Raw genomic sequence first — 19,612 nt, 5'->3', positions numbered from 1 at the left:
TAACAGGATGAACTTTCGGCTACTGGGAAGAAGCGGTCTGGCGGTCTCGGAGCTGTGCCTGGGCACGATGACCTTCGGCAACACGACATCGGAAGCGGATTCCATCCAGATGATCCACAGCTTTATGGAAAAGGGCGGCAATTTTTTGGACACGGCCAACGTCTATGTGGACGGGCGTTCGGAAGAGGTCGTCGGCAAGGCGATCCGCGGCCGGCGGTCTGAGGTCGTCCTGGCCACCAAGGTCAGGATGAAGACAAGCGAAGACATCAATGGCGCCGGTCTATCTCGCAAACACATTATGGACGGGGTAGAAGCGAGCCTGAAGCGGTTGAATACGGATTATATCGATCTGTATCAGGTCCATGTCTGGGACCACGCGACACCGATCGAAGAGACGCTTCGGACGCTCGATGATCTCGTCACTTCGGGGAAGGTGCGGTACATCGGCTGCTCCAACTTTTTTGCCTGGCAGCTGATGAAGTCGCTGGCTGTCAGCGATATCAACCGTTATGTCCGGTTCGTGTCGATCCAGCCGCAGTACAGTCTCGTAAGCCGCGAGATGGATCGAGAGATGATCTCGCTCTGTCTGGAGGAGCGTATCGGGATCATCCCATGGGCACCGGTCGGCGGCGGCTTCCTGACAGGACGCTACACCCGCGAGAGACCGGACTCCGGACGGTTGACCGCTAAGACCGGGGAGAGCTCGTGGGATCTGCGTGCTACGGAGAAGAACTTTGCGATCCTGGACCAGGTTCGTCAAGCGGCAGATGAACTGGGCCGCACCCCTGCGCAGGTGTCGCTCAACTGGCTGCTGCAGCGCGAGGGCATCACCTCACCGATCTTTGGCGCCAGTACGTTGGAGCAGTTCGAGGACAATATGGGCGCCGTCGGCTGGACGATGCCGGGGGCGGTCTGGGACAAGCTGGATGAGGTGAGCAGGCTGCCTTCGGAGTATCCGAACCGCTTTATCGCCAAATTCCGCCGCCCGATCTAACCGCCACAAGATAGGTACAAGCGATGATCACCCGTGCGGCGGCCGGGATCATGGCGCAATTATGCTGAGGAGGAACAGGAATGTCCCGATCATGGGAGAGGCAGGTTCGCAAGAACACATCTGCCGTAACCAAGTACAACAAAAAGCGTGGCGCTGGCAGCTACGTACCCAAAGAGAGCCGCATTGACCGGTTCCGCGGGCGCAACTACATTTTGCCGATTGCGATTCTGCTGTTCATATCGTTCTATACCTACCTGGGTACGCTGCCTGCCAGCGCTTCTGCTGAAGGGGAAGCCGTATCCGGTCTGTTCTGGGTAACGATCGTCTGTTATATCATCCTGGCGATGCTGTTTTTCTTCCGGCGTCCGTATCTGGCGGTCGCGCATAACTATGTGCAGACGCGCAAGATGACTGGAGACAAACGCATCATGGCTGACGGAATCAAGCGCATCCAGATTTTCTCCGGCCACATCATCATCGAGCAGACAAAGGGAGCGAACTGGATGTTCTCGCGGGCGCTCAACCGATATCCGATTCCGGAAATGGCCGAGCGGCTGCGAGAGTTTGCCAAGGACAATCAGATAGACCTGGTGGAGAACGGTTAGGTAAGCTAACAGAAGGAAAAGGGGACCACAGACGACCAATGAATAAAAAGGCTGTATTATTTGATCTCGATGATACACTGCTCTGGGACGACCGGAGCGTCAAGGAAGCTTTTGAAGCCACCTGCCAAGCTGCTGCAGAGCGCACGGGTGTCAATGCAGAGGAGCTGGAGGCAGCAGTGCGGCGCGAGGCTCGCAGTCTCTATGAGTCTTACGAGACCTATGCTTTCACCTCCATGATCGGCATCAATCCGTTCGAGGGACTGTGGGCCGACTTTCGCGAGGGAGAACAGGCCGAGTTCCGTCAGCTGGAGCAGCTGGCTCCGGGCTACCGCAAAGCGGCATGGACTGCAGGTCTGCTGGCGCTTGGCGTCGACGATGCTGAACTGGGAGCCGAGCTGGCGGAGCGGTTCCCTGCTGAGCGCCGCAAGCGTCCTTACATCTATGATGAGACATTCGAAGTGCTGGATGCCTTGCAGGGGCGTTATCAGCTGCTGCTGCTGACCAACGGTTCGCCAGACCTGCAGCGCGAGAAGCTGGCAGGCGTGCCGAGGATCGCTCCGTACTTCGATCACATCATCATCTCGGGCGAGTTCGGGCAAGGCAAGCCGGCAGGCGCCATCTTCCTGCATGCGCTCGAGCAGCTGGGAATCGATCCCGAAGCGGGCATCATGGTCGGGGACAAGCTGACCACCGATATCAAAGGCGCCAACAGCATCGGCATGACGAGCGTCTGGGTCAATCGGCATGGCATGCAGCGCACGGACGATATCGTGCCGGATCACGAGATCAAAAACTTGCAGGAGCTGCTGGAGCTGCTGGAGCCGGCAGTTGAAGGGAAAGCGTAAGTTAACTGGATATACGAACAGCGAGGCGATGCGTCTGATCTGCAAGATTGGGGCGTCGTCTTTTCGTGTGGGGATCCGTGGAGGCCTCCAACGTCGAATTGCTAACAGAGTGCAGCTACTCACGCCGGCAATTTCGTGGCAATAGCGGCAGCAAAGGGTCGTTGCAGCTACTCACGCCGGCAATTTCGTGGCAATAGCGGCAGCAAAGGGTCGTTGCAGCTACTCACGTGGGCGGTTTCGTAGCAATAGCGGCGGAAAGGGTCGTTGCAGTTGCACACGCCGGCAATTTCGTAGCAATAGCGGCGGAAAGGGTCGTTGCAGTTGCACACGCCGGTGATTTCGTAGCAATAGCGGCGGAAAGGGTCGTTGCAGCTGCACACGCCGGTGATTTCGAAGCAATAGCGGCGGAAAGGGTCGTTGCAGCTGCACACGCCGGTGATTTCGAAGCAATAGCGGCGGAAAGGGTCGTTGCAGCTGCACACGCCGGCGGTTTCGTGGCAATAGCGGCGGAAAGGGTCGTTGCAGCTGCCCATGCCGGCGGTCTCGTCGCAATAGCGGCAGAAAGGGTTGCTGCGGCTCCCCGGGCTGCACTTTATCAGCTATCATTGAGCGTAAGCCTTTGAAGTGTTTTAGATCGTATGCGGATCGCAGTTGGATTAATCCATAACTGGCCAGGGTTTACTAGGACTCTCTATATCTTACTTGCAGGTAAGAGGGGAAGTTAACTAATGCACGTCCCGGGCTCATATCGGCTGCTATAATGCTAAAAATTAGCACTGGAGGCGATTAAGGGGGCATTTGATGAGGTGTAATGCTATTTATTAGCTCTAACGCCAGCTACGAAGCAGCTTGGCGAAGCGCAAGCCCCAAAAGTTATCGCCATTAAAAAGGAGCGTCCCACCGTCATCGAGATGACAGGGAGACAACTCCTTCAGGAAGTGTAATATTATTAGGCCTTCTGGAACGATGGATCATCGAAAGGATGGGCAATCCAGCCCTCGGTCTCGATGAACAGGCGGACCGCGACGATCTGACGGTTGTCCATCAGCGTGAAGAAGTGCGGCTTGTGCTCGGGTACGGAGATGACATCGCCGGCTTCGAGCTCGACATCGAAGTAGCCGACATCATCTGTGCCTTTGATGATGAAGATGCCGCGGCCGGCAGTGATGGCGCGCACTTCATCTTCCGTGTGCGTATGGACTTGCTCGAATTTCTTCAGCAGCGCGTCCAAGTCGGGCGTCGCGTCAGAGAGGGCGACGATATCCCATGTCAGATATCCGCGACGGGCAGCCAGATCTTTGATCTCGGCGTCAAAAGTGGAGAGAATCTGGCTCTTTTCTTCATCGCTCAGTACAAATTTATCTTTCAGTTCGGCCGGCAGCTTGCCTGCATCCCAATGCTCGTACAAGACTTCCTGGCTGGTCAGGAACTCACGGACCTGATCTTCACCTTTGATGCGTTCCTGGGTATTGCGAATTACGATTTCAGCCATTGTAATCCCTCTTTTCCAATCGAAATTAAAATCGAATGCTCTTATTATAGACCAAATAGGCGCAGCTGTCGACCGGATTAGCCTTTTCATGCCGTGTCGATTCTGGTAGACTATTGCTTAACTGATTTGGCGAATGGAGCTAACTGACTGATGACAAAACCAAACTTGCAAGACTTAATGAAAGAGCGCATCCTCATCCTCGACGGCGCAATGGGCACAATGATCCAGCAAGCGGATCTGCAGGCCGACGACTTCGGTGGCGAGGAACTTGACGGCTGCAACGAGATGCTCGTCCTTACTCGGCCTGAGCTGATTCAAGATATCCACGAGGCTTATCTGGAAGCGGGAGCCGATATTTTGGAGACCAATACATTCGGTGCGACCAGCGTCGTCCTGATGGAATATGATATCCCCGAGAAAGCGAGAGAGATCAATCTGGCGGCGGCGGCGCTAGCCAAGGCGGCCGCAGATAAATATTCGACGCCGGATCGTCCCCGCTATGTCGCCGGAGCTCTTGGACCGACGACCAAGACACTGTCCGTGACAGGCGGCGTGACGTTCGACCAGTTGGTGGACAGCTATTACGAACAGACGCTTGCCCTCATCGAAGGCGGTGTCGACGCGATCCTGCTGGAGACTTCCCAAGACACGCTCAACGTGAAAGCCGGCAGCATCGGGATCCGCAAGGCCTTCGAGACTCTCGGCAGAGAGCTGCCGATCATGATCTCCGGGACGATCGAGCCGATGGGTACGACACTGGCGGGACAGAACATCGAAGCGTTCTATATCTCCCTGGAGCATCTGCAGCCGGTGTCGATCGGCTTGAACTGCGCGACAGGTCCGGAGTTCATGCGCGACCATATCCGTACGCTGTCCGGCATCGCGCGCACCGCGGTCAGTTGCTATCCCAATGCCGGTCTGCCGGATGAGAACGGACAGTATCATGAATCGCCGGAATCGCTGGCACGCAAGCTGGCTGGCTTCGCGGAGCAGGGCTGGCTCAATATCGCGGGCGGCTGCTGTGGTACGACGCCCGCTCATATCCGTGCGATGAACGAGACACTGTCTGCTTACGCGCCGCGTGAGGTGGCGGGCGATCATCCGCCGGCAGTATCCGGGATCGAGACGGTCTTCATCGAGGCGGACAACCGGCCGATCATGGTCGGCGAGCGGACCAACATCTCGGGCTCCCGCAAGTTCAAACGGCTGATCAAGGAAGGCAAGTTCGAGGAAGCTTCCGAGGTTGCCAGAGCGCAGGTGAAGAACGGCGCGCATGTCATCGACATCAACCTGCAGGACACCGATGTGGATGAGGCCTATGCGATGGAGACCTTCCTCCAGGAAGTGGTGAAGAAGGTCAAGGTGCCGCTCGTGATCGACTCGACGTACGACCATATTATCGAGCTCGGTCTGAAGTATTCGCAGGGCAAGGCGATTATTAACTCCATTAACCTCGAAGATGGAGAGTCCAAGTTCGAGGCGATCTTGCCGCTCATTCACAAGTACGGGGCGGCAGTCGTATGCATCCTGATCGACGAGCGGGGGCAGGCCGTCTCGCGCGAAGCCAAGATGGAAGTGGCGGAGCGGGCCTATAATCTGCTTGTGCACAAGTACGGTATGGCCGAAGAAGACATAATCTTCGACCCCAACATGTTCCCGGTCGGATCCGGGGATCCGCAGTACATCGGCTCTGCCGTCGAGACGATCGAAGGGATCCGGATGATCAAGGAGAAATATCCGAAGTGTATGACGATCCTCGGTCTCAGCAACATCTCCTTCGGTCTGCCTGACGCCGGCCGCGAGGTGCTGAATTCCGTGTATCTGTATCACTGTACCAAAGCGGGACTCGACTACGCGATCGTCAACACGGAGAAGCTGGAGCGCTACGCATCGATCTCCGATGAAGAGAAGCGCCTGGCTGAGGAGCTTATCTTCAACACCAACGATGAGACGCTGGCTTCTTTCGTAGCTTTCTTCCGTGAGAAGAAGGTCGATAAAAAGGAGAAGATCTCCACGCTGACGCTGGAAGAGCGTCTCGGTTCGTATGTCGTCGAGGGAACCAAGGAAGGGCTGCTGCCCGATCTGACGGAGGCGCTGACGAAATACTCGCCGCTGGAGATCATCAACGGACCTTTGATGAGAGGGATGGAAGAGGTCGGACGTCTGTTCAACAACAATGAATTGATCGTTGCTGAAGTGCTGCAAAGCGCTGAAGTCATGAAGGCTTCGGTCGCGTTCCTCGAGCCGTACATGGAGAAGAACGAAACGTCCGTCAAGGGCAAGATCATCCTGGCGACAGTCAAAGGCGATGTCCATGACATCGGCAAAAACCTCGTCGAGATCATCCTCTCCAACAACGGATACAAGATTATCAATCTCGGCATCAAGGTCCCGCCAGAGCAGCTGATCGAGGCATACCGCAATGAGCCAGCCGATGCAATCGGCCTCTCCGGCCTGTTGGTCAAGTCCGCGCAGCAGATGGTCATCACGGCGCAGGATATGCGCAACTCGGGTATCAGCGCGCCGATCCTGGTCGGCGGTGCAGCACTGACCCGCAAGTTCACCAAGAACCGGATCGGGCCGGAGTATGACGGTCTGGTGCTCTATGCCAAGGACGCCATGGACGGGCTGGACATCGCCAACAAGCTGATGAATCCGGATCTCCGCCGCGTGATGGAAGAGGAGCTAGCCGCCTTCAAGGCTTCCGGCGGGGTCGAGGTGGAGGAGAAAAAAGAGCTGCCGAAGCTGACGCGCGCCGTCCGCTCGAAGATCTCCCAGGACGCGCCGGTGTTCACGCCGCCTGATCTGGAGCGGCATGTGCTTCGCGAGGTTCCGATTAATCAGATCATTCCTTACGTCAACTTGCAAATGCTGCTCGGCCATCACCTTGGCGTCAAGGGCAATGTCGAGCAGTTGATCGCCAAAGGCGATCAAAAAGTGCTCCAGCTCAAAGAAACGGTCGATGAGCTGCTCAAGGAAGCGGCCACCGAAGGCACGCTGCTGGCCAATGCCATGTACCGTTTCTTCCCGGCTCAAGGGTCGGGCAACGACATCATCATCTACGACCCGGCGGATCACACGAAGGAGATCAAGCGTTTCACCTTCCCGCGTCAGCAAGTGGAGCCGCATCTGTGTCTTGCCGACTTCCTGAAGTCGGTGGAGAGCGGCGTCATGGACTATGTCGGTTTCCTGGTCGTCACAGCCGGACAAGGGGTGCGCGAGCGGGCGACGGTGCTCAAGGACAACGGCGATTATCTGCGCTCGCATGCGCTGCAGGCTGTCGCGCTGGAGGTTGCAGAGGGGCTGGCCGAACGGGTCCATCATATGATGCGGGATGTGTGGGGCTATCCGGATCCACCGGATATGACGATGAAGCAACGTCTTGGCGCCCGTTATCAGGGGATCCGCGTATCGTTCGGTTATCCGGCTTGTCCGGATCTGGAGGACCAGCAGCCGCTGTTCGAGCTGATGAAGCCGGAGGATATCGGCGTCGAGCTGACCGAAGGCTTCATGATGGAGCCGGAGGCGTCAGTCTCGGCGATGGTATTTGCCCATCCGGAGGCGCAATACTTCAACGTTGAAAAAGTATAACCAGACAAGCTGGAACGGCTATCGCTTTCCTTTAGTGGCGTAGCGAGTTTCATTCCGAAGAATGGCGTTGACACTGCAAGAGAAGTCATCCACTTGCAGCGTGGCCCCATTCTAAGCTGATCTAAAGGTGAAACATATGCATTCAGCCGTCATGCCCCTCCGTGCAGTGCACGGAGTCCGGTCTTGGCCGGCAGACCCCGCCGGGAGCTGGAAGCCTGGCGGGGTCTTGTTGTCGCGCGGGCGTCCGCACCGCGCTTTGTTTCCCGGGCAATGCCGATCTTCGCTCAGGTAATAGTGACGGGCAATAGCGGTTATTTTCCGGGAAAGCGCAGGAGTCGACAAGTTCGGACGCGGGGGAGGGGGCTTCGACCACGGAATTGCGTCCTTTCGTGGCAGTTCGACAAGAACGGGATTGCAGAGCGAACATGCATTCTGTACAATACATAGTAGGCAAGAACAGACAGGGGGAGAGCATGAGATGAACCGATGGACAGGCAAAGCATCCAGTCTGGAGGACTGGCTTCTCCATGTGCGTACCCAGCGGGAGATCATGGACAATGTCACGCACTGGCACACGATTCCGCCGCGCGAGGCGAAGACGGCGCCGCTGCCTTCCGATCTGGATCCGCGGCTCGCCGCAGCGCTGCGGGACCGCGGGATCGGCCAGCTGTACACGCACCAGAGCGAAGCGTATGCCGCCGTTCGCGCAGGCTCGCATGTCGTTGCTGTGACGCCGACGGCTTCCGGCAAGACGATGTGCTATAACCTGCCGGTGCTGCAGTCGCTGCTTGAGCGCGATAGCGGCCGGGCGCTGTACTTGTTCCCCACCAAGGCGCTGGCTCAGGATCAGGTGGCCGAGCTGCAGGAGCTGGCGGATAGCATGGAAGTCGACATCAAGACGCATACGTATGACGGCGATACGCCGCCTACCGTCCGTACTGCGATTCGGAACGCCGGCCATATCGTCGTCACCAACCCGGATATGCTGCACTCGGCGATTCTGCCCCATCATACGAAGTGGGTCAAGCTGTTCGAGAATGTCCGCTATATCGTCATTGACGAGTTGCACGCCTACAGAGGCGTATTCGGCAGCCACGTTGCCAACGTCATCCGCCGCCTGAAACGGATCTGCCGTTTCTACGGGTCGACGCCGCAGTTCATCTGTGCGTCGGCGACCATTGACAATCCCGGCGAGCATGCCGAGCGTCTGATCGGCGAGCAGGTCACTCTGGTCGACAACAACGGCGCGCCGACCGGCGAGAAGCACTTCGTCTTCTATAATCCGCCGGTGGTCAACAAGCAGCTCGGCATCCGCCGCAGCAGCGTGCTGGAGACGCAGCGGCTGGCCGCCCTGCTGCTGAAGCAGGGCGTGCAGACGATCGTGTTCGCCCGCAGCCGCGTGCGTGTCGAGATCCTGCTGACCTACCTGCAGGAGCTGGTGCGCCGCGAGTTCGGCAACAAGACGATCCGCGGCTACCGAGGCGGCTATCTGCCGAAGCTGCGCCGTGAGATCGAGCGCGGCCTGCGGAGCGGAGAGATCCGCGGCGTCGTCAGTACTAATGCGCTGGAGCTGGGCATCGACATCGGCCAGCTTCAGGCCTGTGTGCTTAACGGCTACCCTGGGACGATCGCCAGCACCTGGCAGCAGTCGGGACGGGCCGGAAGGCGTCAGGGCAGCTCCGTCACTTTCATGGTGGCCAGCAGCAATCCGCTTGACCAGTACATCATTCAGCATCCGGACTTTTTCTTCAACCGTCCCCCTGAGCGCGCGCTGATCCATCCCGACAACCTGCTGATCCTGATCGATCATATCAAGTGCGCTGCGTATGAGCTCCCCTTCGAGGAAGGCGATACGTTCGGCGGCGAGTCGCTGCGCGACATGCTGGAGTATCTAACCGAGTCCCAGGTGTTGACCCGTTCCGGGAACCGCTGGTACTGGATGGAGCAATCTTTCCCGGCGCACGGCATCTCGCTGCGTTCGGCGGCTCAGGAGAACGTCGTCATCATCGATATGACGCTGCCAGAGCATCGTGTGCTAGGCGAGGTCGACCGGTTCAGCGCTCCGACGTTGGTTCACGAAGAAGCGATTTATCTGCACGAGGGCGTGCAATATCAGGTCGAGAAGCTCGATTACCCCGAGAAGAAAGCGTACGTGCGCGAGGTCGACGTCGATTATTTCACCGATGCCAATATGGCCGTCGAGCTCAAGGTGCTGCATGTTGACAAGGAAGCGAAATTCGGCGAGCTGCTGCGCCAGTACGGCGATGTGACCGTCAATGCCAAGGCGACGATCTTCAAGAAGATCCGTCTGCGCACGCATGAGAACATCGGTTCAGGACCGATCCATCTGCCGGAGGAAGAGCTGCACACAAGCTCGTACTGGTTTGCCTTCAATGAGGAGGCGGCTGCGCGCAAGACGACCGATGAGATGCAATCCGCGCTGCTGGGGCTGGCTAATGTGCTCGTCCATATCGCACCACTCTATCTGATGTGCGATCCGCTCGATATCCGGGTCGTCCCGCAGGTCAAAGCCGTACACTCCAAGCTGCCTACTATCTTCTTCTATGACCGGTATCCCGGCGGGATCGGGCTCAGTGAGCGTCTCTACGAGGTTCATGAGGAGCTGATGGAGCAAGCGCGCGAGCTGATCGTCAATTGCACCTGTCTCAGCGGCTGTCCGGCCTGTGTCGGGCCGATCGAGGAAGTCGGGCTGCTCGGCAAGAAGCAGGCGCTGGAGCTGCTGGGCGAGGCAGGTGGCGGGCGATGAGCGGACTGCGTGAGCGGATGAACCGGCTGCTCGGAGCGGCTGCCCCGAGACAGGCGGATCCTTCGCAGGAACTCAAAGAAGCTATTGACGTGACAAGCGCGGCAAGATCTGAAGCATTGAATGAGACAGGCAATCCTGCTGACCGGAGAATGTTGCTCGTGGATACACCGGAGCCTGATGGCCGTTCCGAGTCGGAGCGTAAGGATGCTGGGGGGCTGGTAGCAAGCGACGAGGCCGCGGGACTCGAACCCGGTTGGGCAGAGCTTGGCGTCGAGGCGCTCGCCTATGAAGGCGAGAGTTTCCTGCGGCGGCGTCTGGTCTATCCGCTGCAGCACCGGCACGGCGACCAGCAGCTGTCTGAGTTGCACGATGTGGTGTCGGAGCTGGTCGCTTTTCACCCCAGCCTGCCATCGCCATCGGCGGACGAAATCCTGTTCCTGGATCTGGAGACGACCGGCCTGGGGGCAGGTACAGGCACGATCCCGTTCATGGTCGGGATCGGCTACGCGGAGAAGGAGCGGTTCGTCATCGAGCAGCTGTTCATCCGCCATCCCGCCGAGGAGCGTGCGATGCTCGGATACTTGCACGGCTGGCTGGAGAGCAGGCGCTATCTGGCAACTTACAACGGCAAGACGTTCGACTGGCCGGCGCTTACCGGACGTTATGTGATGCACGGCCACCGCGACGAGCTGCCCGTCCCGCTGCACCTGGACTTCCTGCACCCGTCGCGCAGCATCTGGCGGCATACGTTGGACTCCTGCAAGCTAAGCCGGGTCGAAGAGGCCAGGCTGGGCATCCGCCGCGAGGATGATGTGCCGGGCTCGATGGCTCCGGCACTCTACTATCAATATCTGGCTGACGGGCAGCCGCAGCCGCTGGAGGCCGTGTTCCGGCATAACGAGATCGACATGCTCTCGCTGGCCGCACTGGCGATTCGCTACGGCCGGCTGCTCGGCGGCGGACTCGGATCCGAGCTGCCGTATCCTGAGCAGCCGGAAGAGCTGCTGCGTACCGGACTGTGGCTGGAGCGGATGGGCAGGACGGAAGATGCCGAGTCGATCTATGAGCGGTTGATGGACCAAGGACACCGTCCCGGAGCATGGTGTCTGCCGCTGGCGGCAAGGGACAAGAAGATTGGAAATTGGGGCCGGGCTGTGGTATTGTGGCAGAAGGCCGCACAGGCCGCAGAAGAGGCTTCCAGCCACGTCACGGAAGCGCATATCGAGCTGGCCATGTACCACGAGCACAAGACCAAGGACCTGCCGCAGGCGCTCCACTATGCGAAGCTTGCTTTTGCCATGTCGGGCTCGCGCGGTGACGCCCGCAAAGGGCCGAAGCAGCAGGATCGGGAAGTGATCCGCAAACGCGTCGAGCGGCTGCTCACCAAAGTGGAAAGGAACAAAAAACGATGACATCCATACATTTTGCTTTTACCGGCTTCGGCAATATTGCAAAGACCCATATGACGGCGCTGCGGGCGATGCCGATTATCAAGCCGCTGCCGCTGCTGCCGGTACTGGACACGCTGGTGACCCGCCAGCCTGAGCGATACCGGGCGCAGGCCGAAGCGATCGGCTTCCGGCGCGTGACAGATTCGGCCGCCGAAGCCGCGGCCGACGAACAGGTCCATGTGCTGGATATTTGTACGCCCAACAGCCGCCACTTCGAAGATGTGACGGCTGCGCTGGACCACGGCAAGGCCATCTACTGTGAGAAACCGGTCACCGACAGCTATGAGCGCACGGCACAGCTGCTGGCAGAGACCAAGCGTCACCCCGGACTGCAGGAGCAGCTGGCGTTTACGTTCCGATATCATCCTGCCGTCATGCGCATCCGGGCCATCCTGGCAGAGGGTATTGTAGGCGATATTCTGCAATGCAGTATTTCTTACCGCAGGTCCGGCTACCTTGACCCGCAGCGGCCGATGAGCTGGCGCCTGCAGGGCGGCTTGTCCGGCGGCGGCGCGACCAGCGATCTGGCTGTGCATGCCCTGGATATGATCCGTCACTGGTTCGGAGACTACAAGGAGATCAGCGGCCATGCCCGCGCCCATGTGCGGACCCGGCCCGAGTCCGCCGGATCGGAGACCCGAGTGCCTTCCGAGGTCGATGACTGGGCCATGATGAACTACTCGACCGAATCGGGTATCAGCGGTACAGTCGAAGTGTCCCGGATCGCCCTGGGCTCAGAGGCGTTCGAGATCCGGATCGTCGGCACCCACGGCAGCATCACCGCCGATCTGGAGCGCGATCAGTCGCCGACCGTACACCTGGTCAGAGGTTCCACTCCCGTCCTGCCTGTCCCCGCTACATTGGACCTGCTGCCGGGCGATAAGGCAACAATGGGGATTGCAGTGGATACTCATTTTGCTGCTTTGCACCATTACATACAACGTTATGCCGGAGAGGACCGCTATCCGGGTCTGGCTCCAAGGCTGGCCGATGGCGGTCATGTCGAGTACTGGATCGACCGTGTGCTCCGCAACAGCGGCCAAGCCGCTGACGGAGAGGCTGAGCAATGACAGGTCCACAGGAGCCGGTACGGCCGTCAGGGCTGCTGATCGATCTCGACGGCACCCTCTACCATGGAGGCAGAAGGATCGACGGTGCGGATGAATGGATCGCTTCGCTGGTCGCCTCTGGACTCCCACATCTGTTCGTCACCAATAATTCGACTGCCCGGCCCGATACCGTAGCTGCGCGACTGCAGGAGATGGGCATCCCGGCCGCACCCGAGCAGGTGTGCACCTCGGCGCAGGCGGCCGCATCGTATATAACGGCCGAACTTCCGGGGGCCTCGGTGTTCATCATCGGCGAGAGCGGTCTGCATGAAGCTGTAGCCGAAGCCGGTCTGCGCATCGTCGCTACCGGTGCCGATGTCGTACTGCAAGGTCTCGACCGCGAGCTCAGCTATGAGCGGCTGACTGGCGCTGTCCGGATGATCCACGCAGGTGCCCGCTATGTGCTGACCAATCCGGATCTGCTGCTGCCCATGGAAGACGGCGTCATCCCGGGGTCTGGTTCGATCTCCGCGCTGCTGCAAGCCGCCGGCGGTGTAGAGCCGGTCGTCATCGGCAAGCCTTCCCGGATCCTCGTCCAGTATGCGCTGGACCGGATGGGTCTGACGGCCGAGCAGACGTGGATGATTGGCGACAATATGCTGACGGACATTGCGGCTGGCGCTGTAGCTGGCTGTCCGACAGCACTGGTCCTGACGGGGATTACGACCCGGGACAACCTGGAGTCATATGTCGCCCGGGCGGGTGTCCGGCCCGACCTCATATTTGACAACCTTCACGAGCTGCAGACGTATATTTCGTCCAGGCTCGGGACATAAGAGAAGCTAACGACGAGGACAGGAAGGAAGATGAACAATGCCGGAATGGCCGGAAATGGAACGATACCGCACCTTGCTCGGAGAACGAATCGCCGGAGCTCGGCTGCAGGATGTGGAGGTGACGCGCGAGAAGTCGGTCAATATGCCGGTCGATCAATTCAAGGCGGAGCTGATCGGCAGATCCGTATGGTTCATCGAACGCAGGGGCAAGCATCTGATCTTCCACTTGGACAACGGTAAACGGCTGCTGCTGCATCTCATGCTGGGCGGCTGGATGTTCTACGGCAGCGAAGAAGAGAAGCCGGACCGTACCGTTCAGATTACGCTGACTTTCCCGCAGGGCAACCTGTACTTCATCGGTCTGAGGCTGGGGTACCTGCATCTGCTATCGGTTAAGGAGCTCGATGAGCGTCTCAAGGATCTGGGGCCCGAGCCATTCGATAGTCGGCTGACCGAGGCGCGCTTCCGCGAGCTCTTCAAAGGCAAGCGCGGCGTGCTCAAGAGCGCGCTTGTCGACCAGAAAGTGATCGCCGGCATCGGCAACTGTTATGCTGACGAGATCGCTTTTGCCGCCGGCGTGCGGCCGGGGACACGGATCCCCGCGCTCTCCGATGAGTCGTGGAGCCGTCTGTACGCCAGCATGCATGCCAAGCTGCAGCAGGCGACATCGCTAGGCGGCTATATGGAAGAGCCGTTCACGGCGGATGACCTGCTCACAGGCGGCTACAACGACCACTGCCAGGTCTACGACCGCGGCGGCGAGCCGTGCCTGCGCTGCGGCAGCGAGATCGTCCGCGAAGAGATCAATTCGCGCAAGGTGTTCTACTGTTCCAACTGCCAGCAGGAGGGATAGCAGATGATCTACCCGGGGTGTCATGTCAGCATCGGCAAAGGATATTATGAAGCGGCGAGGTCTGCGGACAAACAGGGGGCGAGAGCGTTTCAATACTTCCCCAAAAACCCGCGCAGCCTGGCCGTCAAATCGTTCGACGCGGCCGATGGCCAGCGGTGCGCCCGGTACTGCCGGGAGCATGGGATGTTGTCCATCGCTCATTCTTCCTATCCGGCCAATCTGGCAGCAAGCGACCCGGATCAGGCCCGGCGGGTTGCGACATCATTGCGTAACGATCTGGAGATCGCAGAGGCCTGCGGCTCTCTGGGCGTCGTCGTCCACTTCGGCATTTACAAAGGCGATGATCCGCTTCAAGGTTACCGCAACATTATTACTGCGCTGGACCGCACCCTGGAGGGCTGGAGCGGAGAGGCAAGGCTGCTCATCGAGAATCAGTCCGGAGAACATGCGAGGATGGGGATGACGGTAGAGGAGCTCTCCCAGGTTCGCAGGCTGGCCCGCTATCCCGAGCGCATCGGTTACTGCCTTGATACCTGCCATCTTTATGCCAGCGGTGAATGGGACGGGCAGAATGAGGTTAGCTGGCTGCAGCGGGCGCAGGAGAGCGGCGTACTGGCAGAGCTGGCAGCGGTCCATCTCAATGATTCGCTCTATCCCAGCGGTTCCTATAAGGATCGTCACGCCAAGCCGGGAGAAGGTCATATCGGACGGGATGCGCTGCGCAGACTGGTCACCTCTGAGGGATTGCGCACACTGCCGCTCGTCCTGGAGACGCCCAAGGATGCAGACGGCACCCACCGCAAGCAGTTGGATCTGGTGCGGAGCTGGCTGCAGTAGATGTTTCAACAACCTCGCACAGAAAGTGGGGATACATGATGATACATGTCTATTTGGATGATTACCGCCAGACGCCGGAGGGGTTCGTAGCTGCGCCGGATGCCGCATCCTGTATCGCGCTCATCGACGGGCACGATATCGACGTCTTGTCGCTGGACTACGACCTTGGCTGGGGGCAGCCGACAGGACTTGAGGTTGTCGCGCATCTGGTGGAGAGTGGACGCTATCCTCAGGAAATCTATCTGCATACGTCCTCCCCCTCGGGTCGGGACCGGATGCACCATCTGCTGGCACAGCATGCGCCGAGCCATGTCCGGATTCATAACCGTTCGATGCCGGATGAGGTGCTGGCCTCGATCGCCGAGCGTTCGCGGAGCTGATCGGGCGATGTCGAGTTCACTTCTCACAGAAACAGCATCGTGATCAAAAGCGGACTTTTTGAACATCCTCCTAATAAATTCAAGTTCAAAAAGTTCGGTTTTCAGCACCGAGAAGGTTGAAGGCAGGAGGAAATGAGGAGCGGAGCGTAGTGGAGACTACGTGAGCACCGGAAGTTAGGACTGCATTCAAGATTCGATGTCGAGTTCACTTCTCACAGAAACAGCATCGTGATCAAAAGCGGACTTTTTGAACATCCTCTACTACGAAATAGACCGGGAGAGAGCGTAATGATACGACTACAGCAACTAACACTGCAGCGTGAAGAAAGGACCATCCTGAGCGGCGTGAGCCTGGAGATGAAGTCCGGGGAACACTGGGTCATCCTGGGCAAGAACGGCTCAGGCAAAACGACGCTGCTGGAGATGATGACCGGTTATATGTTCCCAACCAGCGGTACGGTGGACGTGCTGGGCAACCGGTACGGGCAATGCGATGTGCGAGAGGTGCGCAAGCGGATCGGCTATATCAGTCAATCGCTGATCGAGAAGCTGACGCTGGCCGACACCGTCTGGGAGGTCGTCGCTACCGGCGCCTTTGCGTTCCTGCGGTTCTACCAGACCATCCCCGAGCAGATCAAACGTCAGTCGCTTGATCTGCTGGAGTCGATGGGGGTCGGCCGGCTCGCTTATCAGCCGCTCGGTACGATCTCGCAAGGCGAGCGCAAGAAGGTGCTGCTGGCACGCGCCCTCATGGGCAAGCCGGAGCTGCTCGTACTGGACGAGCCATGTGCCGGTCTGGATCTGTACGAGCGCGAGAAGTTTCTCACAGAGCTGAACCGCCTGAGCGGGGACAAGCTGATGGCGATCTATGTAACCCACCATATCGAGGAGATCACGCCGCTATTCACCCATGTCGCGCTGATCCACGACGGCAAGGTGGCTGCGAGCGGCCCAAAGGCCGAGGTGCTGACAGATGAAGTGCTGAGCGCGGCGTATGATCTGCCAATCGAAGTGGATTGGGCCCACGGCAGGCCGTGGATCCGTGTCGCCGAGCAGAGGTCGCAGCTGTGAGCCGGTGGATCGGCACGGCCAATCGCGGTTTTGCTGCTTACGCGATGGAGGAGCTGCGCCGTCTGTTCCCTCAGGTCCGGTTCACTCAGCTGGCGGCTGGAGAAGTGTTCCTGATGGAGATCCCGGGTTCGCGCGAAGAGGTCCAGGAGGCGCTGCTTGCTTCCGAACCGATCTTTCTGAGGCATGTCCAGCCTGTCGACCGCGAGCTGCCGCTGAGCGGCAATGCAGACGATCTGGATGAGCTCAGCCATATCGTCCGGCTCGCCGAGCCCCTGTTCGAGGGCAAACGGACGGCCGTCCATGTGAGGCGAGCAAGCGGGACGCCCTTCCCTTATTCAGCCGCCGATACCAAGGCGCTCGTCGATGCTGTCCTGCTGGAGCTGGACAGCGAGCCGTCGCTGCAGGAGCCGGATATCATCCTCTCGCTGTACGCTGCGGCGGACCGGCTCCTGATCGGCTGGGGGACGCCGACCGAGCTGTTGTCCGACTGGCCGGGAGGCGCTGTCCGGTTCCAGAAGGAAGAGGGACAGATCTCCCGAGCCAAGTTCAAATTATTGGAGGCGGAGCGCGCCTTTGGGTTGTCGTATGCAGACTACCGGACAGCGGTCGATATCGGCGCCGCACCCGGCGGCTGGACATCGCTGCTGCTGGAGCGCGGGCTTGCGGTGACAGCGATCGATCCGGCTGATCTTCATCCTTCGCTGCAGGCCTATCCGCGTCTGACCTATCTCAAGAAGAACGCCTCCGAAGCCAAGCTGCCTCCGCGCAGCTTTGAGCTGCTCGTATGCGATATGAGCTGGAGTCCGATGCAGATGTGCCGGCTGGTGCTGGACCAGCAAGAGGCGCTTGTCCCGGGAGCGGCAGCGATCATCACCGTCAAGCTGATGCACCGGAAGCCGTTGCAGACGATTCGTGAGGTCATGGAGCGGCTGCAGACCGCCTTTCATGTCCGCAAGGCCAAACAATTATTTCACAATCGTGATGAAATTACGTTATACTTGAAGTACAAACTTTAACGACGGGAAAGCATCCCGATGATTCGCCGCTGGCGAATGGTCGGGGTGCTTTTTTTGTTGTACTGGAGGAGGAGTCAACGATGGAAGACAAGGTGCAGCAACATCAACAAGTGGGGAGCGGCGGTGCTCAGGCAGGAGAACCGATGCTGTCTTGCGGATCTGGAGCGGCAGAGGCTCTGCTCGTCCCGGGCACCCGCATCGCGGATCGGTACCGGATCCTGAGTCTGCTCGGCAGGGGCGGGATGGGGGCCGTCTACGCAGCGGAGGACGAGCGCTTGGATGGCAAGCTGTGCGCTCTCAAGCTCACCCGCTCCCCGCTAGCTGATTGGGAGGTGCAGCAAGCGGAGGCGAAGCATCTGGTGCGGCTAAGCCACCCCAATCTGCCGGCAATCACGGATTACTATCCGCCAGGCAGCAGCGGCTGCTCCGTCCTCGTCATGGACTATATCGAGGGGGAGACCCTTGCGGCATGGCGGGTGCAGCGCAGCAGCGGACCATCCAGCGGTGAGCTGATGCCGATCATTTTGCAGCTCTGCGATGCGCTTTGCTATCTGCACAGTCAGCGTCCGCCCATCATCCATCGCGACCTGAAGCCGGCCAACGTCATGATCAGTCGGAACGGTCATGTCAAGCTGATCGATCTTGGCATCGCCAGAAGCTACAAGACCGGCCAGCTGCAGGATACGATGCTGCTCGGCACCCCCGGCTTCGCAGCGCCCGAACAGTCCGGGACGGCGCAGAGCGATGTCCGTTCCGACGTCTACGGTCTCGGCGCCCTGATCTATTATCTCGCTGCAGGCGCAATGTACGGCGTCTCCTCTGCGGACAGCTCCGATCCGATAGCCAGGCTGCCGATGCCCGAGCGCTTCCAAGGCATCCTGAGCCGGATGCTGGAGCCCTATCCGGAGCGGCGCTATGCCTCGATGGAGCAGGTTAGGGAAGCCTGGCGGAGCTGTGACGGCGCCGGTGCCGGACATGACAGCCGGAGTCCGGCTTCAACCGCACGGCCGAGCGGTAGGGCAGATGGCGCGATAGCAGCCGTCCCGACCTTCGGACCCTCCGTCAGCCGCAGTATCGCTGTTGCTTCTGTGGCCTCCGGGGCGGGATCGACTTTTCTGACATTGACCCTCGCCAGACTCTTGGCCGCCGATGGCGTCGATTGTGCAGCGGTCGAAGGCGCAGGTCCTGTGCCGGAGTGGCACGGACTGCTGCATCTGGATGGGCGGAGCGGCGCCAGGCTGCAGTCCGGGAGTCTGCCTGAGCAGCGGTATGCACACTGGCGGGAAGGCTCGCTGAGCTGGTATGCCCTGTGTGCTGCCGCCGGCAGCCAGCAGACGCCCATCGGCGGGCAACGGTTCGCACTGATGCTGAGCGGGATCCGCGCGCCGCTGCTGCTGTTCGATCTGTCGGAGGTATGGAGCCCCGGTGAGCGGGCGGACCTCGCAGCAGAAGCCGACCTATGCCTGGTCGCCGCAGACCCGTGGCCGGCCAAGTGGCCGGCAGACCGGATCGCCGCAGTGCGGCGGTTGTTCGAACGCCGCGGGAGCGCAGGCAGACCAACGATGATGATCGCCAATAAGGATCTGCCGTTCGCGGGCCGCGATGAGTGGCTGGGGATGCTGCCTGTGCCGCCAGTCACGGCTGTCCCCCAATTGCCCGTGCAGGAATGGGCCGACTGTCTCTGGCGCGGCCGCTGGGCCACTGACGACCGCCGTTGGCGATCCCGTCTGCGCGCAGCGCTTCAGCCAGTACTGGCCGCAGCCGCAAGTTTTGCGTCTGAGCGAGCCGAAATCTGACATGAAGCGCATGGATATAGCTGGCTGCA

General features: G+C 59.6%; 16 protein-coding genes. 15 read left to right on the top strand and 1 reads right to left on the bottom strand.

The window, feature by feature from the left end:
- Window positions 1–7 precede the first annotated feature (7 nt).
- The 4 genes from ABC336_RS00465 (at window position 8) to ABC336_RS00450 (ending at window position 3,067) form a co-directional block, all read left to right on the top strand.
- On the top strand, window positions 8–994 hold the full coding sequence (locus ABC336_RS00465) for an aldo/keto reductase (protein ID WP_413236782.1): 987 nt from the start codon (window positions 8–10) through the stop codon (window positions 992–994).
- A gap of 80 nt (window positions 995–1,074) precedes the next feature.
- Window positions 1,075–1,599: a hypothetical protein gene (locus tag ABC336_RS00460; protein WP_413236781.1), complete on the top strand. Its 525-nt coding sequence runs from the start codon at window positions 1,075–1,077 to the stop codon at window positions 1,597–1,599.
- A gap of 38 nt (window positions 1,600–1,637) precedes the next feature.
- The gene (locus ABC336_RS00455; RefSeq protein WP_413236780.1) at window positions 1,638–2,444 is read left to right on the top strand and encodes an HAD family hydrolase; all 807 of its coding nucleotides are present in this window, start codon (window positions 1,638–1,640) and stop codon (window positions 2,442–2,444) included.
- 227 nt (window positions 2,445–2,671) lie between these two features.
- On the top strand, window positions 2,672–3,067 hold the full coding sequence (locus ABC336_RS00450) for a hypothetical protein (RefSeq protein ID WP_413236779.1): 396 nt from the start codon (window positions 2,672–2,674) through the stop codon (window positions 3,065–3,067).
- A 326-nt stretch (window positions 3,068–3,393) separates the two neighbouring features.
- On the opposite strand, the gene ABC336_RS00445 is transcribed toward ABC336_RS00450, so the two are convergent.
- Window positions 3,394–3,936, bottom strand: coding sequence for a 1,2-dihydroxy-3-keto-5-methylthiopentene dioxygenase (locus ABC336_RS00445; RefSeq protein WP_413236778.1), 543 nt, complete (start codon window positions 3,934–3,936; stop codon window positions 3,394–3,396).
- 150 nt (window positions 3,937–4,086) lie between these two features.
- On the opposite strand from ABC336_RS00445, the gene metH reads away from it, so the two are divergent.
- The 11 genes from metH to ABC336_RS00390 all read left to right on the top strand — a co-directional run bounded on the left by metH (window position 4,087) and on the right by ABC336_RS00390 (window position 19,583).
- Entirely contained in the window at window positions 4,087–7,527 is a 3,441-nt protein-coding gene (gene metH / locus ABC336_RS00440; RefSeq protein ID WP_413236777.1) for a methionine synthase, read from the top strand.
- Window positions 7,528–8,005: 478 nt separating this feature from the next.
- Window positions 8,006–10,294, top strand: coding sequence for a DEAD/DEAH box helicase (locus ABC336_RS00435; protein ID WP_413236776.1), 2,289 nt, complete (start codon window positions 8,006–8,008; stop codon window positions 10,292–10,294).
- Complete coding sequence (locus ABC336_RS00430; protein WP_413236775.1) at window positions 10,291–11,706, top strand: ribonuclease H-like domain-containing protein; 1,416 nt, start codon at window positions 10,291–10,293, stop codon at window positions 11,704–11,706. The genes ABC336_RS00435 and ABC336_RS00430 overlap by 4 nt, the downstream gene beginning before the upstream one ends.
- Entirely contained in the window at window positions 11,703–12,815 is a 1,113-nt protein-coding gene (locus ABC336_RS00425) for a Gfo/Idh/MocA family protein (RefSeq protein ID WP_413236774.1), read from the top strand. Before ABC336_RS00430 ends, ABC336_RS00425 begins: the two co-directional genes overlap by 4 nt.
- Entirely contained in the window at window positions 12,812–13,630 is an 819-nt protein-coding gene (locus ABC336_RS00420; protein ID WP_413236773.1) for an HAD-IIA family hydrolase, read from the top strand. The genes ABC336_RS00425 and ABC336_RS00420 overlap by 4 nt, the downstream gene beginning before the upstream one ends.
- Window positions 13,631–13,667: 37 nt before the next feature.
- On the top strand, window positions 13,668–14,483 hold the full coding sequence (locus ABC336_RS00415) for an Fpg/Nei family DNA glycosylase (RefSeq protein WP_413236772.1): 816 nt from the start codon (window positions 13,668–13,670) through the stop codon (window positions 14,481–14,483).
- 3 nt (window positions 14,484–14,486) lie between these two features.
- Window positions 14,487–15,320: a deoxyribonuclease IV gene (locus ABC336_RS00410; protein ID WP_413236771.1), complete on the top strand. Its 834-nt coding sequence runs from the start codon at window positions 14,487–14,489 to the stop codon at window positions 15,318–15,320.
- Window positions 15,321–15,355: 35 nt separating this feature from the next.
- Window positions 15,356–15,700, top strand: a complete 345-nt coding sequence (locus ABC336_RS00405; RefSeq protein WP_413236770.1) for a cyclic-phosphate processing receiver domain-containing protein — start codon at window positions 15,356–15,358, stop codon at window positions 15,698–15,700.
- 288 nt (window positions 15,701–15,988) lie between these two features.
- Window positions 15,989–16,771 (top strand): ABC transporter ATP-binding protein, encoded by a 783-nt coding sequence (locus tag ABC336_RS00400; protein ID WP_413236769.1) that lies wholly within the window; start codon window positions 15,989–15,991, stop codon window positions 16,769–16,771.
- On the top strand, window positions 16,768–17,787 hold the full coding sequence (locus ABC336_RS00395; protein WP_413236768.1) for an SAM-dependent methyltransferase: 1,020 nt from the start codon (window positions 16,768–16,770) through the stop codon (window positions 17,785–17,787). The genes ABC336_RS00400 and ABC336_RS00395 overlap by 4 nt, the downstream gene beginning before the upstream one ends.
- An 80-nt stretch (window positions 17,788–17,867) precedes the next feature.
- On the top strand, window positions 17,868–19,583 hold the full coding sequence (locus ABC336_RS00390) for a serine/threonine-protein kinase (RefSeq protein ID WP_413236767.1): 1,716 nt from the start codon (window positions 17,868–17,870) through the stop codon (window positions 19,581–19,583).
- Window positions 19,584–19,612 lie beyond the last annotated feature (29 nt).

This window comes from Paenibacillus jepli (assembly GCF_047238105.1).
Classification (GTDB): domain Bacteria; phylum Bacillota; class Bacilli; order Paenibacillales; family Paenibacillaceae; genus Paenibacillus_D.
The sequence above is the reverse complement of the archived record's forward strand: the minus strand, read 5'-3'. Positions and strand labels throughout refer to the sequence as shown.